The organism is Streptomyces xiamenensis, assembly GCF_000993785.3.
GTDB lineage: Bacteria > Actinomycetota > Actinomycetes > Streptomycetales > Streptomycetaceae > Streptomyces > Streptomyces xiamenensis.
Map to the genome: position 1 here is coordinate 3482436 of NZ_CP009922.3, position 14662 is coordinate 3497097.

A 14662-nucleotide genomic window follows, 5' to 3' on the forward strand; every position below is an offset into this window, starting at 1 on the left:
ACGGCTCTGCGGACAACGTGTGGACGACGCCCCGTCGCGGAATCGGTCGGGTGACCTGAATCGCGAGGCTCGTACATCCCGACCGCGCCACGGCGTTCATGGCGCGGTCAACGGCGCGTGCTCAACGGGGCGTTCGCGGCTGGGCGGCGGGGGAGTGGAGGCCGTTCGGGGCTTCGCTCATGGGCCGCCGTCTCAGCACTTCGTGAAGCGGTGCAAGGCGTTGAGCACGGCCGGGGCGAGGGTGTCCGGGTGGGCGTCGTCGTGCAGGAGGTGGTCCACTCCGTGCAGGGTCACCCGGCCCGGTGTGCCGACGTGTGCGTGGCGCAGGGCTGTGGTCAGGGCGTCGGTCGTGGCGCACGGGACCTGGGGGTCGTTCGTGCCGCAGGTCACGAGCACCCTGGTCCCGGGCCGGAGTGCGGCGACGGTGTCCGGCGGGTGGATGGCGTCGGAGGTCATCACGAACTGATGGCTCGTTCCCTGGAAGGCTTCGAAGAGTTGGGCGATGGGGGCCGGCAGCTCTGTGGTGTCGACCGGACGGCGTTCGCGCATCGCGGTGACGGCGGCGTCGATCGCCGTGTTGATGACGCGCTGCTCCTCGGGGGTGAACTGCCCCTGCCGGGTCGCCTCGGCGATCTGGTCCTTCAGTTGAAGGGTGACCAGGTCCAGCAGGCGTATCGCCTGCGGTTGCAGCAGTGCCAGGCCGGTGGGGCGCGGGTGGACGGTGCCGCCCAGTTGCAGCGCGGTCATCGCGCCCTCGCTGTGCCCGACGATCGTCAGCGCGTGCCGGTTGGTCTCCGGCTGGTCGCGCAACACCCCGTAGGCGGCTTGGGCCTGGCGGACGAAGGCCGGGTGATCGAGCTCCTCGGGGCGGTCCTCATAGGCGCCGAGGCCGGTGCGGCCGGTGCCGTACTTGTCGAACCGCAGCGTGGCGACCTGGTCTTCGCCGAGGGCCTCGGCCACCAGGGCCAGGGTGTTCGGGGTGAGCGCGGGTGGCTGGTTGCCGTCGCGGTCGGTGGGCCCGCTGCCGGGCAGCAGCAGCGCGGCCGGCAGTCGTTGCCCGGGCCGGTGCTCGGGGACGTGCAGGGTGCCGTACGTCGTCGTCCCGTCAACGGTGAAGACGACCTCGCGGTCGGCGGCGGGCACCAGGCGCGGAGCCGCCTCGGCCGGGGTGACGGTCGTGAAGGCCAGGGCCATCGCGACCGCGGCGAAACGGAGGAACATCGGGTGTCTCCTTCGGCTCAGGTAAGGGCGTTCTCGACCAGTGCGACGGTGGCGCGGGGGTCGTCGACCTGGAGGACCAGCCGCGCGTACTCCTGATCGGCGAGTTCGACCACGACGGTCTTCGCCGGATCCCTGACGTCCCAGAACACCTTCTCGCCATTGAGGTGGAACGTGCCCGCCGTGATGAGGCCGGGGACGCGGGTGCCCGGTGCGCGGATCCCCTTGGGCTCGGCGATCATGCCGGGGTCGGCGGTCGCGCCCCGCACGTGCGCCAGGGGGATGGTCAGGCTGCTCTTGAGCGCCCAGACCTTGTGGAGTCCCTCGATCACGACGACGAGGTCGTCGCCGTCGATGCGAACCAGTGCCATGTGGGTTTCCTTGTCAGACGAGAAGATCGAGGCGTTGGGACAGCGTGGCGCCGACGCTGTCGGAGCTTCCGCGCAGGAGCAGGCCCAGTGCGGTGGCGGTGAGGGCGGCGGCCAGGGGGGCGGGAATGCCGAGGGCGTCGGCGATCGCCCGGTCGACCGCGTCGAGCGCGGCCGTCACCTCGGCGGCGACCTCCTCGTCGGCCGGCGCCCGTTCGGCCACCGCGAGCAGCAGCAGACCGAGGTCGGCGGAGGTGATGAGCCGCAGCGCGGTCGCCGCGTCCGCAGCGGTGGCGAGCGTGTCCACCAGGGGGCGGACGTCATCGGCGAGGTGGCGGCGCAGGGCGGCCATGTAGAGACCGCGCTTGCTGCCGAACGTCTTGTACAGGCTGTTGCGGTGCACACCGAGGTGCGCCACGAGATCGTCGACGGACACCCCGTCGTAGGCACGGCTGCCGAACAGATCCACGGCTGCGCGGACCGCCACGTCCTCGTCGAACGCCCTTGGTCTTCCCATGACATGACCCTATGACGTTCGGGAATGATCAGTCAAGAACGATCGTTCCTCTACCGCCGTCGGCGCCGACAGTGGTCTTCGGGCTTGCCGGGCGGCTGATCTCCCCGACTCCTCGCCGGCCGTGATTCCCACCGCTTATTCTAGCGCTAGGATAGTCGGCATGAAGCCGGACCTGTCCGCCGCCGAGCTGACGCTGCTCGGGCTGCTGGTGGAGCGACCCCGACACGGATACGAGCTGGAAGCGGTGATCACCGAACGCGGGATGCGGGAGTGGACGGAGATCGGGTTCAGCTCGATCTACTACCTGCTGACCAAACTCCGCGAGCGCGAACTGATCGCCCCCGCCGGGGACGCGCCCCCGGCCGGCGGCAAGGCGCGCAAGGTGTACGCCGCCACCGACGAAGGCCGCCGGGTGTGCGCGCTCGCCGCCGAACTGGCGATCGCGGAGATCCACCCGGTCTTCCCGCGCGTCCTGGTCGGGCTGGCCAACCAGCCCGCCGTCGCACCCGAGGACGTACGCGCCGCCCTCGACCGGCGGGCCGCCGCGCTGGCCGAGCGCGTCGAGGCCGTCCGCCGGGCGGCCCACGAGGACCGGCACGCCCCGGAGTTCGTCCGCGCGATCTTCGACTACACCCTCGGCCAGCTGACCGCCGAACAGGCGTGGCTGGACCGCTACCGAGCACAGGGAGAGACAGCCGTGGCACCGTACGACGTCAAGCGCGAGCACAAGGCGCTCTACGCCCCGAAGAACACCACCTGGGACCTCGTGGACGTCCCCGAGCAGCGGTTCCTCGCCGTCGACGGCACGGGGGACCCGAACACCGCGCCCGCCTACGCCCGCGCGGTCGAAGCGCTCTACGGGGTCGCGTACACCCTCAAGTTCGCGAGCAAGGGCACCCCGGACGGCGATTTCGTCGTCGGCCCGCTGGAAGGACTGTGGTGGTCACCCGATCCCGGGGTCTTCACCAGCCGCGCCAAGGACGCCTGGAACTGGACGATGCTCATCAGCCTGCCCTCCTGGATCACCGACGGGATGATCGAGGACGCCAGGGAGACCGCCCTCGCCAAGAAGAAGAACCCCGTCATCTCCGAGGTCCGCCCGCTCACCCTCCACGAGGGCCGCAGCGCCCAGGTGCTGCACATCGGGTCCTACGACGACGAGACACCGCTGATGACGCAGCTGCACGCCACCTACCTCGCCGCCCACGGCCTGCGACCGGCCGGCGCGCACCACGAGGTGTACCTCAAAGACCCGCGCAGGACCGCCCCCGAGAAGCTGAGGACGGTCCTGCGTCAGCCGGTCGAACCCGTCGACCGGGACGACCGGTAAAACAGCCCGCCGGTTACAGGCGCTCGATCACGTAGTCGACGCACGCCGTCAGGGCCTCGACGTCCGCCGGGTCGATCGCCGGGAACATCGCGATCCGCAGCTGGTTGCGGCCCAGCTTGCGGTAGGGCTCGGTGTCCACGATGCCGTTGGCGCGCAGCGCCTTGGCGATCGCCGCCGCGTCCACGTCGTCGGCGAAGTCGATGGTGCCGATCACCTGCGAGCGCTGCGCCGGGTCGGTCACGAACGGGGTGGCCCGCTCCGACTTGTCCGCCCAGCCGTACAGCCGCGCCGCCGAGTCGGCGGTGCGGGCGGTGGACCACTCCAGGCCGCCCTGGCCGTTGATCCACTCCAGCTGCTCCGCCAGCAGGAACAGCGTGGCCAGCGCCGGGGTGTTGTACGTCTGGTCCTTGCGGGAGTTGTCGATGGCGGTCGGCAGCGAGAAGAACTCGGGGATGTGCCGGCCGGAGGCGGCGATCCGCTCGGCCCGCGCCAGGGCGGCCGGGGAGAACACCGCGATCCACAGTCCGCCGTCCGACGCGAACGACTTCTGCGGCGCGAAGTAGTACACGTCCGTCTCGGTGATGTCGACGGGCAGCCCGCCCGCGCCCGAGGTGGCGTCGACCAGCACCAGCGAGCCCTCGTCGGCGCCCGCCACCCGCTCGATCGGTGCCGCGACACCCGTCGAGGTCTCGTTGTGGGTCAGGGCGTACGCGTCCGCGCCCCGCTCGGCGCGCGGCAGCGGGTGGGTGCCGGGCTGGGAGCTGATCACCGTCGGCTCGTCCAGCCACGGCGCCAGGCGCGCCGCCTTGGCGAACTTCGACGAGAACTCGCCGAACGTCAGGTGCTGCGACTTCGCCTCGATCAGGCCGTGCGTCGCGATGTCCCAGAAGGCGGTGGAGCCACCGTTGCCGAGCACCACCTCGTACCCCTCGGGGAGCGAGAACAGCTCGCGCACACCCTCGCGCACCCGCCCCACCAGGCGCTTCACCGGAGCCTGCCGGTGTGAGGTGCCCATGAGGGAACTGCCGGTCGCCGCGAGGGCGTTCAGCGCCTCGGTGCGGACCTTGGAGGGGCCAGCGCCGAACCGGCCGTCGGCGGGCTTGATGTCAGCGGGAATCTCGATGTCGGCCACGAGCGGAGCGTAGTCCGTCCGGGGGGTCCATCCGTACCTTGTCCGTCCGGTGAGACGGAAATCATCACCAGGCGGACGGTCCGCGAGTGGCTCCGGAGCCTGCGTACGCCCGCGTACCACCCTCACCCCCGCAGGTCGCGGGGGTGAGGGCGGCGGGCACCCGGTTGACGGGGGTGAAGGGTGCTCCGGCTCAGTTCCGGCCGGACAGCAGCACGGGCAGCGACGCCAGGTCGTTCTGCGTGACCGACGGATTGTTGTGCAGCTCCTCGGCCGGCACCGCCAGCCGCATGTCCGGGAACCGCTCGAAGAGCGCGGGCAGCGCCAGCTCGGCCTCCAGGCGCGACAGCGGCGCCCCCGGGCACACATGCGTGCCGTGCCCGAACGACAGATGCCGGATCGGCTGCTCCCGCGTGATGTCGAACTCGCGCGCCGTGGGACCGAACTGGGCCTCGTCCATGCCCATCGGCCCGAGTGAGAGCACCAGGCCCTCGCCCTTCGCGATCACCGTGTCGCCGATCTCGACATCCTCGGACGCGAACCGCATCAGCACATGGGTGATCGGCGGCGACCAGCGCAGCGCCTCCTCCACCACCGCGTCCCAGCCGACCTTCCCCGAGGTCGCCAGCGCCAGCTGCTCGGGGTGGCTGAGCAGCCCGCGCACGGCCTGGAGCAGCAGCGAGATGGTCGTCTCGTGACCGGCGGCGATGATCACCTGGATGGTGGCGACCACCTCCTCGTCGGCCAGCGGCGCCAGTCCCTCCTCGGCGGCGTTCAGCAGCGCGCTGGACAGGTCATCGCCCGGGTTGCGCTTCTTCTCCGCCACCATCGCCGTGAAGCGGGTGGACAGCTCCTCCAGCACCGCCGGCAGCCCCTCGGGCGGCGTGAAGCTGGAGAACAGCGAGTCGAACAGCTCGCGCAGCCGGTTGTCGCCCGCCGCCTCCAGGCCCATCAGGTCGCTGATGACCCGCATCGGCAGCTCGTACGCGAACGCCGGCTTCAGATCGACCGGCTCCCCGTTGTCCCGGGCCGCCAGCTCCTCGATCAGCTCCTCGGTGATCCGGGCCACCCGCGGCCGCATGGCCTCCACCCGGCGCGGGGTGAACGCCTGGGAGACCGGGGTACGCAGCCGCCGGTGCTCCTCACCGTCGACCACCAGCATGCTCGGCCCCGGGTCGACCAGCGCGCGCAGCGGCCAGTTGGCCCCGATCTCGCCCCGCTGCCACGGACCCCACTGGTTCACGTCCTTCACCAGCCGCGGGTCGGTCAGCAGCTTGCGGGCCTCGGCGAGGTGCGTGACCGCCAAGGCGGTGACGCCCCCGGGCAGTTCCACCCGGACGAGCGGCCCCGCGGCGCGCAGCCGCTCGCCCTCCCCGAGCAGGTCCTTGACGTAGGGGTCGAGTACGAAGGGGGCGGAGCCGTTGTGCTGCACGGGGCAGGTCATCTATCGGGAACCTCTCACTGAGTCAGGTCTCACGGGGGTACCTCTCATCTGATTGACCGTGCCGCCGGTGCCGGGGTGAAGCGCACCGGCAGCGCGGTCAGGCCACGCATCCACACCGAGGGGCGCCACACCAGGGCGGCCTCGGGGATGGACAGTTCGACGTCCGGCAGGCGGTCCAGGAGCACCTCGATGCCGGTTCTGGCGATGGTCTCGCCGATTTCCTGCGCGGGGTAGGGGCAGCGGTGGTCGCCGTGCCCGAAGGCGAAGTTGGCGTTGTTGCCGCCGGTGAACGACGTGCCGCCGGTGCGGATCTGCGGGTCGTGGTGGGCGGAGGCGATGCCCATGATCACCATGTCGCCGGCCCGGATGTGCTGCCCGCCCAGCTGCACGTCGCGGGTGGCGAAGCGGGCCACCGAGTTCTGCAGTGGGGCGTCCTCCCACAGCACCTCGTTCATGGCCTCGTTGACCGAGTGCCGGCCGCCGGTGAGGGAGGCGGCGAAGCGGTCGTCGGTGAGCATCAGCCGCAGCGAGTTGCCGATCCAGTCGGCGGTGGGCTGCTGGCCCGAGACGATGATGACCGCCAGGTCCTGCACGATCTCCTCGCGCCCGTACCCGCCGTGGGCCAGCATCCGGGAGGCGATGTCGGCGGAGGCGGCCTGCTGGCGCGCGTCCACCAGCGCGTACGTGGCGGCGTGGAAGTGGCGGAACGCCTTCAGCGACTCCTCGGTCCCGTTGAGGAACTCGTTGATGGAGTGCGCCAGTCCCGGGCCCTCGTCGTCCTGGTAGCCGCACGCCCGCACCAGCGTCAGCGCGGGCAGCAGCGTGGCGTACTGCGAGATCAGCTCGGCCTCGCCCTGCCCGCAGAACGCGTCGATCAGCCGGTCGGCGATCTCCTCGGCGGTGCGGCGCAGTTCGAAGCCGTCGACACCCTCCAGCGCGTTCTCGGTCATGGCGATCCGCTGGGAGTGCCGCTCGCCGGTCGTCCACAGCACCGAATCGAAGGAGTGGTCCACCATCGGGCGCAGCGGCCAGTCGGCCGGGATGGTGTCCCACAGCCGCCAGTGCCGCGAGTCGCGGCTGAAGAGCACCGGATCGCTGTAGATCTGGTGCAGTTCGCGGTAGCCCAGCGCCAGCCAGGCGGGGACGTCACCGGCCAGCGTCACCGGGGCCAGCGCGCCGTGGTCGCGCCGCATCTCCCGGTACAGCTCGGCCGGTTCGGTCTGGAACCGGGGCCCGGACAGCGGTACGGCTCCGGCGTGCGCGGGGCAGCCGGGGGGCGGGGTGGTCCCGCCGGCGGTGGGCGGGTGCTGGGGTGAGGTCACGGTGTGGTCGTCTCCTGAACCGGCCGGCCGGCGGTGGACGTGGACAGAGCGTGCAGATGCTCGACGAGGGTGATCAGGACCTGCTTGCTGGATTGCCGGGAGCGGGCGTCGCAGTCGAGCAGCGGGATGTGCTCGGGCAGGTCCAGGGCGTCCCTGATCTGCTGCTGGGTGTGCGGCGGTCCGCCGAAGTCGTTGCGGGCCACGATGAACGGCGTGCCGTGCTGCTCCAGGCGGTCGATCGCGTACCAGGAGTCGGCGAGCCGGCGGGTGTCCACCAGGACGACGGCGCCGAGCGTGCCGGCGAACAGCCGGTCCCACAGGAACCAGAACCGTTCCTGCCCGGGTGCCCCGAACAGGTACAGCACGGTCTGTTCGTTGAGGGAGATCCGGCCGAAGTCGAAGGCCACGGTGGTGGAGGTCTTGCCGCGCACGGCGGACAGGTCGTCCACGTCCGCGCCCGCCTGGGTCATGACCTCCTCGGTGTTCAGCGGCCGGATGTCGCTGACCGAGCGGACCATGGTGGTCTTGCCGACCCCGAAGCCGCCGACGACAACGATCTTCAGCCCGTTGTCGGCGCTGCCGCCCAGCGGGATGCGCCGCTCTCGCCGCTCGGGCAGCGGCGGATGGTCAGAGGTTGCGGAGTCCAACGAGCACCTGCTCAAGGAGATGTGGATCGGGTAGGGGGGCGGCGGCGTGCGCGGCGGCCGGGCCGCCGGTGCCGGTGGCCGCCATCGCGGTGCGGCCAGGTCCCGACCTCGGGGGCGGGACCGCGGCGGTACGCGGATGGCGGGCGGTGATGCGGCCCTCGTCGAGGAGATCGCACAGCAGGATCTTCACGATGCTGATGGGCAGCTTCAGTTCGGCCGCGATCTCGACCACGGCCGTGGGGAACTGGCACAGCCGCAGGATGGTGGCGTGCTCCGACTGCATGCCCGCGGTCGGCTCCCCCTCGCTCACCACCAGCGTGACCAGGTCGAACGCGGCGGCGGAGCCCGCCCGGCTGCGCCCTCCGGTGAGGGTGTAGAGCCGGTCGGGGTCCTCGTCCCGGCCCGGGCGGCTCATGGCCGCCCGCCGCCGTCGGGCTGCTCGCGCGGTGGCGAGCTGAGGTGGTCGCCCAGTTGCTCGACCAGTTCGTTCATGTTGTGCCCCACCAGGCCGACATCGGCGTTCTCGGTGGCGACGACGGCCAGATGGGCGCCGTCCCCGGCCTCGACGATGAACAGCAGCCCGCCGTGGAACTCCGTCATCGACTGCCGTACGCCGCCCGTCCCGTCGCCGAACTCGATGGAGGCGGCGTACGACAGGCTCTGCACGCCGGAGGCGATGGCGGAGAGCTGGTCGGCCTGGTCCTCGGAGAGTTCGGGGGTGTGGAACAGCTTGAGGCCGTCGCGGGAGAGCACCAGGGCGTGCCGGGTGCCCGGCGTGCGCTGCTGGAGGCTCTCCAGCAGCCAGTTCAGCTCGTCGTCCCCGGTGGCTGAGGTGGCTGCGGTACTACTGCCGGGCATCGGTGTATTCCCCCATGGCTCGTGCGGTCATCGGTTCTCGTCCTCCGGCTGGAGTGTCTGGGTGTCGGCGCCGGGGCCGGTGTCGTCGCCGGCGGCGGAGCCGGTGCCCTGGGCGTCCCGGCCCGGGGCGAGGTCGCGGGCGGGAGCGTCCTTCGCGGCCGGGGTCTCGCCCCGTACGGCGCGGCGGAAGGTGCCGAAGCGGGCGGCCGATTCGGCCGGGGAGTGGTTGGCGCGGGGCCGCAGTTTGCGGGTGGGCGGATCGTGGTCGGTGTGCGCGGCGGCGAGGGTACGGCCGCGGCGCCGCTTGGGCAGGCCGCTCTCGCCGTACTCGGTGCCGTCCGGCGGCGCCGGGGCGTCCTCCGGCTCCTGGCCGGCCGGGGCGTGCTCGGCGGTCGGCGCCGGAACGGCGGTGACCTCGCGCAGCGCCGGGCGTTCGGTACGGGCACCGCGGGTGCGGCCGGAGCCGGTGGTGGCCGGCTCGGGCGGCGCGACGGCCGGGGTGGCGTCCGGCTTGGGGCGGGAGATCAGTTCCTGCGGGATCATCATGAGCGCGCCGGTGCCGCCGCGGGCGGAGGGCCGGAAGGAAACCGACATGCCGTGCTTGCGGGCGAGCGCGCCGACCACGGCCAGGCCGAGCCGCGTACCGGACAGGGCGGTGAGGTCCAGCGGGGCGGCGGAGACGGCGCGTTCGGCGCGGCGCAGCGCGACCTCGCTCATCACCAGCCCGGAGTCCTCGACGGTGATGATGACCCCGGAGGGGACCTCTTCGACGTAGACGTGGACCTCGGCGGTGGGCGGGGAGAAGTTGGCGGCGTTGTCCAGGAGTTCGGCGAGGGCGTGCATGACGCCCTCGGCGGCGTGCCCGGCGACCGAGAGCCGGCTGGCGGAGTGCAGCCGCACCCGCTGGTAGCCGCCGATGCGGCCCATGGCGCCGCGCAGGATGGACTCCATGACGATGGGCTTGGCCCAGCGGCGGCCGGAACGGGCCCCGGTGAGTACGGCGATGGAGTCGGCGAGCCGCCCGGCCTGGGCGGTGCGGTGGTCCAGGTGGAGGAGGTCGCCGAGGACGGCCTCGTCGGTGTGCCGGTGCTCCATCTCGCGCAGGTCGGCGAGCATGGAGGTGGCGAGCGCCTGCATCCGTCCGGCGGCGTTGGCGCAGGCGGCCATGGCGGCGGCCTTGCTGGTCTCGCTGCGGCTGATCTCTTCGGCGAGCAGCGTCATGACGCGGCGGTGGGCGTCGTCGGCCGGGGTCTCGGCGGTGGCCAGCGCGGTGGCGGCGGAGGTGCCGGTGCGCAGCCGGGCGGCGAGCGCGGGCACGGTGTGGCCGGCGAAATGCTGGGCGCGCCGCTCGCGTTCGGCCAGCTCGGCGCGGAGCGCGGCGACGGTGTGGCGGGCGTGGGTGGCGACGGCGAGAGTGATGACCAGGCCGGCGGCGATGGCCTGGGCGACCCAGGTGCTGGGCCGCTCCAGGACTCCGTCACCGAGCAGCAGCCAGCCGGCGGCGGTGAGTACGCCGATGGTGAGGGCGCCTGCCGCCAGGACCAGCAGTGCCTGCCGCAGCGGGGAACGCTCCGTCCCGGGGTGCGCGGTGGGGGAATGCGCTGTCATCAATCGAAGACCTCGGACAGATGCGGAGCGGGCGTGTCGGTGTCGGTGTCGGGGACGGTGGAGCGGAACCACCTCGATCAATTGCCGAACACTATAGGAGAGTTCTGCGTCCTTTTGGGTTCTCATGGCAATGGAAATGATTCGGGCTTGATCATCGGCTGCGGGTATATGCCAACGCACCCCGCCTCCCCGGATTGACCTCAACCGCACTTGATGTCGCACGCTCGGCCGGAGAACGACAGCGCAGGACACAACGGACGGGAGCACGTGCGATGAGAGTGGTGCGGGTGGTCCGCTTCGGGGGCCCCGAGGTACTCGTGACCGGTGAGGCACCCGACCCGGTGGCCGGGCAGGGGCAGGTGGTCGTGGACGCCGCCGTGGCGGGCATGACGTTCGTCGAGACGCGGATCCGGCAGGGCACCGACCCCTGGCACGCCACACCGCGGCTGCCGTACATCCCCGGCGGCCTCGTCGCGGGCCGGGTCGGCGCCGTCGGCGCGGGAGTGGACCCGCGGTGGCGCGGGCGCCGTGTGCTGGCCGGCACGGGCGAGACCGGGGGCTTCGCCGAGCGGGCGGCCGTGGCGGAGCGGGACCTCTTCCGGGTGCCGGACGGGCTGGGCCTGCCCGAGGCCACCGCCCTGTACAGCGACGGCGCCACCGCCCAGGGCCTGGCCGAGCGGGCCGGTCTCCACCGCGGCGAGTGGGTCCTGGTGGAGGCGGCGGCCGGCGGGGTCGGCAGCCTGCTGGTGCAGCTCGCCCGTGCGGCGGGCGCGCGCGTCATCGCCGCCGCGCGGGGCGGGCGCAAGCTGGCGCTGGCCCGCGAACTGGGCGCGGAGGTGGCCGTCGACTACACCGCGCCGGACTGGACGGCACGGGTCCGCGAGGCCACCGGCGGTACGGGGGCCGACCTCGTCTTCGACGGGGTGGGCGGCCGGATCGGACGGGAGGCGTTCACAGTCACGGCGCGCGGCGGCCGGTTCTCGGTGCACGGCGCGGCCGGCGGCGAGGCCACGGTCATCGGCCCGGACGAGGCACGGCGGCGCGGCGTGGAGGTGATCGGCATCGAGCAGTTGTACGGCTTCGGACCGCACACCGGCCGCTGGGCCCGGCGGATGATGACCCGCGCGGCGGCGGGCGAGATCCGCCCCGTCATCGGCCAGACCTTCCCCCTGCACCGCGCCGCCGCCGCCCACGCGGCCATGGAGGACCGCACCGCGCTGGGCAAGACCCTGCTCCTGCTGTGACCCGGCGGGGCGGTGGTCGGTCACCTCCGGCCGGTGCGGCGGTTCCCGGTGTGCGGTGCGACGGTGCACGCTGGGGTGCATGGCACACCAGCACAGCACCGGGACAACGGAACTCGCGGCGGGGCTACGGGCGGTGATGCGCGGTGAGGTGGAGTTCGACGCCGCCGCCCGGGCCCTGACCACCATGGACGCCTCCAACTACCGGCGCGTGCCGGTCGGGGTGGTCGCCCCGTACGACGCCGATGACGTGGCCGCCGCGCTCGCCGTCTGCCGCGAGCACGGCGTGCCCGTCGTCCCGCGCGGCGGCGGCACCTCCATCGCCGGACAGGCCACCGGGGTGGGCGTCGTCCTCGACTTCACCCGCCACATGAACCGGATCCTCTCCCTGGACGCCGGGGCCCGTACCGCCGTCGTCCAGCCCGGCGTCATCTGTGACACGCTGCGCGACGCCGCCACGCCGCACGGGCTGACCTTCGGGCCCGACCCCTCCACCCACTCCCGCTGCACCATCGGCGGCATGATCGGCAACAACTCCTGCGGCTCGCACTCCGTCGCCTGGGGCACCACCGCCGACAATGTGCACGCCCTGGACGCCCTCACCTACCGCGGCGAACGGCTGCCGCTCACCCGGGGCGGACGCGACCTGCCGCACCACCTGCGGACGGCCGCCGAGGACCTCGTCAACCGCGAACTGGCGCTGCTGCGCACCGGCTTCCCCGAACTGCCGCGCCGCATCTCCGGGTACGCCCTGGACGAGCTGCTGCCCGAGCGCGGCCGGGACTGGGCACGCGCCTTCACCGGCAGCGAGGGGACCCTGGGCGTGCTCACCGAGGCCACCGTACGGCTGGTGGAGACCCCGGCCGCCCGGGTGCTCGCGGTGCTCGGCTACCCCGACGAGTCGGGTGCGGCGGAGGCGGCGGCCGGTCTGCTCCCGCACGGTCCGCTCACCGTCGAGGGCATGGCCAAGGACCTGGTCACCAGCCCGGCCGCCCGGGACGCCCTGCCGCGCGGCGGCGCCTGGCTGTTCGTCGAGATGGGCGGCGCCGACCCGGCCGAGGCGGGGGCCGCCGCCCGCCGGCTGATCGACGCCGCCGTGGCCGACGGCGCCACCGGCCACACCCTGATCACCGACCCGGCCGGGCAGCGCGCCCTGTGGCGGATCCGCGAGGACGCCTCCGGCACCGCCACCCGGCTCTCCGACGGCGGCGAGGCGTGGCCGGGCTGGGAGGACTGCGCGGTGCCGCCCGCCCGGCTGGCCGGCTATCTGCGCGAGTTCCGCTCCCTGCTGCGTGACTACGGTCTGCGCGGGCTGCCGTACGGGCACTTCGGTGACGGCTGTATCCATGTGCGGATCGACTTCGATCTGCTGACCGCGCCGGGTATCGCCAGGTTCCGGGAGTTCAGCACGGAGTTGGCGCGGCTGGTGGCCGCGCACGGTGGTTCGCTGTCCGGGGAGCACGGTGACGGGCTGGCTCGCGCCGAACTGCTGCCCGTCATGTACGGGACCGAACTCGTGGACGCCTTCCACGCGTTCAAGGATCTGTGCGATCCGGACGGCGGCCTGAACCCCGGTGTGCTGGCCCGCCCGGACCGGCTGGACGATCAGCTGCGGTTCACGGGGCTGCCCAAGGAGCCGGTGCCGGTGGCGTTCGGATACCCGCACGACGGCGGGGACTTCTCGGCCGCCGTACGGCGCTGCGTCGGCGTCGCCAAGTGCCGCGAATCCACCGCGAGTCCGGGTCAGGTGATGTGCCCCTCCTACCGGGCCACGGGGGAGGAGCGGCACTCGACCCGTGGCCGGGCCCGGCTGCTGCACGAGATGCTGGTGGGCGAGGTGATCACGGACGGCTGGCAGTCCTCCGAGGTCGCCGACGCGCTCGACCTGTGCCTGTCGTGCAAGGGCTGCCGGGGCGATTGCCCGGTGGAGGTGGACATGGCCACCTACAAGGCGGAGTTCCTGCACCAGCGCTACCGGGGGCGGCGGCGGCCCGCCGCGCACTACGCCATGGGCCGGCTGCCGCAGTGGCTGCGGCTGACGGCGGCGCTGCGCGCGGCACCGCTGGCCAACGCGGGCGCCAAGGTGCCGCCGCTGGCCGCACTCGCCAAGCGGCTGGGCGGCATCGCCCCCGAACGTCCCATTCCGGCGATCGCCACCGAGCCGTTCACCCGCTGGTGGCGCGCGCAGGGCCGGCGGCTGCCCGCCGCCGCCCGGGGAGCCGACGGGAACCGCGACCGCGAGCGGATCGTGCTGTTCCCCGACAGCTTCACCAACTACCTGGCCCCGGAGGCGGGCCGGGCGGCGGTCCGGGTGTTCGACGCGGCCGGTGTGGAGGTGACGGTCCCGCCGCGCCCGGTGTGCTGCGGGCTGACGTACGTGACCACCGGCCAGCTCGACACCGCCCGCACGGTGATGCGCCGCACCCTGGACCACCTCGCCCCCGCGCTGGACGCCGGGCTGCCGGTGACCGTCCTGGAGCCGCCGTGCGCCGCCGCCATGCGCACCGACATCCCCGAGCTGCTGCCCGATGACCCGCGCGCCCGGCAACTGGCCGACGCCGTCCGTACGTTCGCCGAGACCCTGGAGCAGTGTGCGCCGGGGTGGGAGCCGCCGCGCCTGGACCGGCCGGTGGCCGGGCAGACCCACTGCCATCAGAGCGCGATCCTGGGCGACGCCGCCGACCGGCGGCTGCGCGAACGCGCCGGTCTCAGCGGCGAGCTGTCGGCGGGCTGCTGCGGGCTGGCCGGAAACTTCGGGTTCGAGAAGGGCCATTACGACGTGTCGGTGGCCTGTGCCGAGGACCAGCTGTTGCCCGCCGTACGCCGCGCCCCCGAGGACGCCGAGCTGGTCGCGGACGGCTACTCCTGCCGTACCCAGCTGGATCAGCTGGCCGGCCGCAAGGCCCGCCATCTCGCCGAACTCCTGGCGGACGGCCTGTGACCGGGGCGCTCGCCGGTCCCGGCGGGTGACGCCCGCCGG

Annotated in this window: 13 protein-coding genes; 3 read left to right on the plus strand and 10 right to left on the minus strand. The window is 72.9% G+C overall.

Annotated features, from left to right (window positions below; translation table 11 throughout):
- Positions 1–192: 192 nt before the first annotated feature.
- From SXIM_RS16060 to SXIM_RS16070, 3 genes are read right to left on the minus strand one after another with little or no spacing between them, the layout of a single operon-like run.
- Positions 193–1221, minus strand: coding sequence for an alpha/beta hydrolase family protein (locus SXIM_RS16060; RefSeq protein WP_046724469.1), 1029 nt, complete (start codon positions 1219–1221; stop codon positions 193–195).
- Between the two features lie 17 nt (positions 1222–1238).
- On the minus strand, positions 1239–1589 hold the full coding sequence (locus tag SXIM_RS16065; protein WP_046724471.1) for a hypothetical protein: 351 nt from the start codon (positions 1587–1589) through the stop codon (positions 1239–1241).
- A gap of 13 nt (positions 1590–1602) precedes the next feature.
- Positions 1603–2103 carry a TetR/AcrR family transcriptional regulator gene (locus SXIM_RS16070; protein ID WP_046724473.1) on the minus strand — a complete coding sequence of 167 codons (501 nt, stop codon included), beginning with the start codon at positions 2101–2103 and terminating at the stop codon, positions 1603–1605.
- 160 nt (positions 2104–2263) lie between these two features.
- On the opposite strand from SXIM_RS16070, the gene SXIM_RS16075 reads away from it, so the two are divergent.
- Positions 2264–3433, plus strand: coding sequence for a GyrI-like domain-containing protein (locus SXIM_RS16075; RefSeq protein WP_046724475.1), 1170 nt, complete (start codon positions 2264–2266; stop codon positions 3431–3433).
- 13 nt (positions 3434–3446) lie between these two features.
- On the opposite strand, the gene serC is transcribed toward SXIM_RS16075, so the two are convergent.
- From serC to SXIM_RS16110, 7 genes are all read right to left on the minus strand, one after another.
- A complete protein-coding gene (gene serC / locus SXIM_RS16080; protein WP_046724477.1) occupies positions 3447–4565 on the minus strand; it encodes a phosphoserine transaminase in 1119 nt (372 codons plus the stop codon).
- Between the two features lie 190 nt (positions 4566–4755).
- Positions 4756–6006, minus strand: a complete 1251-nt coding sequence (locus tag SXIM_RS16085) for a cytochrome P450 family protein (RefSeq protein ID WP_046724479.1) — start codon at positions 6004–6006, stop codon at positions 4756–4758.
- A gap of 44 nt (positions 6007–6050) precedes the next feature.
- Positions 6051–7328 carry a cytochrome P450 gene (locus SXIM_RS16090; protein WP_425473466.1) on the minus strand — a complete coding sequence of 426 codons (1278 nt, stop codon included), beginning with the start codon at positions 7326–7328 and terminating at the stop codon, positions 6051–6053.
- Positions 7325–7975, minus strand: coding sequence for a GTP-binding protein (locus SXIM_RS16095; RefSeq protein ID WP_046724481.1), 651 nt, complete (start codon positions 7973–7975; stop codon positions 7325–7327). The genes SXIM_RS16090 and SXIM_RS16095 overlap by 4 nt, the downstream gene beginning before the upstream one ends.
- Positions 7956–8390: a DUF742 domain-containing protein gene (locus SXIM_RS16100; RefSeq protein WP_046724483.1), complete on the minus strand. Its 435-nt coding sequence runs from the start codon at positions 8388–8390 to the stop codon at positions 7956–7958. Before SXIM_RS16100 ends, SXIM_RS16095 begins: the two co-directional genes overlap by 20 nt.
- Entirely contained in the window at positions 8387–8833 is a 447-nt protein-coding gene (locus SXIM_RS16105; RefSeq protein WP_030729336.1) for a roadblock/LC7 domain-containing protein, read from the minus strand. The genes SXIM_RS16100 and SXIM_RS16105 overlap by 4 nt, the downstream gene beginning before the upstream one ends.
- Positions 8834–8860: 27 nt before the next feature.
- Positions 8861–10441 carry an ATP-binding protein gene (locus SXIM_RS16110; RefSeq protein WP_046724485.1) on the minus strand — a complete coding sequence of 527 codons (1581 nt, stop codon included), beginning with the start codon at positions 10439–10441 and terminating at the stop codon, positions 8861–8863.
- Positions 10442–10713: 272 nt separating this feature from the next.
- On the opposite strand from SXIM_RS16110, the gene SXIM_RS16115 reads away from it, so the two are divergent.
- A complete protein-coding gene (locus SXIM_RS16115) occupies positions 10714–11685 on the plus strand; it encodes a zinc-binding dehydrogenase (RefSeq protein WP_046724487.1) in 972 nt (323 codons plus the stop codon).
- 79 nt (positions 11686–11764) lie between these two features.
- The gene (locus tag SXIM_RS16120) at positions 11765–14623 is read left to right on the plus strand and encodes an FAD-binding and (Fe-S)-binding domain-containing protein (RefSeq protein WP_046724489.1); all 2859 of its coding nucleotides are present in this window, start codon (positions 11765–11767) and stop codon (positions 14621–14623) included.
- Positions 14624–14662 lie beyond the last annotated feature (39 nt).

Bases quoted from the DNA above. Each gene is read 5' to 3' on its own strand.
- SXIM_RS16060 (WP_046724469.1), bottom strand. From the start codon at position 1,221: ATGTTCCTCCGTTTCGCCGCGGTCGCGATGGCCCTGGCCTTCACGACC.
- SXIM_RS16065 (WP_046724471.1), bottom strand. From the start codon at position 1,589: ATGGCACTGGTTCGCATCGACGGCGACGACCTCGTCGTCGTGATCGAG.
- SXIM_RS16070 (WP_046724473.1), bottom strand. From the start codon at position 2,103: ATGGGAAGACCAAGGGCGTTCGACGAGGACGTGGCGGTCCGCGCAGCC.
- SXIM_RS16075 (WP_046724475.1), top strand. From the start codon at position 2,264: ATGAAGCCGGACCTGTCCGCCGCCGAGCTGACGCTGCTCGGGCTGCTG.
- SXIM_RS16085 (WP_046724479.1), bottom strand. From the start codon at position 6,006: ATGACCTGCCCCGTGCAGCACAACGGCTCCGCCCCCTTCGTACTCGAC.
- SXIM_RS16100 (WP_046724483.1), bottom strand. From the start codon at position 8,390: ATGAGCCGCCCGGGCCGGGACGAGGACCCCGACCGGCTCTACACCCTC.
- SXIM_RS16105 (WP_030729336.1), bottom strand. From the start codon at position 8,833: ATGCCCGGCAGTAGTACCGCAGCCACCTCAGCCACCGGGGACGACGAG.
- SXIM_RS16110 (WP_046724485.1), bottom strand. From the start codon at position 10,441: ATGACAGCGCATTCCCCCACCGCGCACCCCGGGACGGAGCGTTCCCCG.
- SXIM_RS16115 (WP_046724487.1), top strand. From the start codon at position 10,714: ATGAGAGTGGTGCGGGTGGTCCGCTTCGGGGGCCCCGAGGTACTCGTG.
- SXIM_RS16120 (WP_046724489.1), top strand. From the start codon at position 11,765: ATGGCACACCAGCACAGCACCGGGACAACGGAACTCGCGGCGGGGCTA.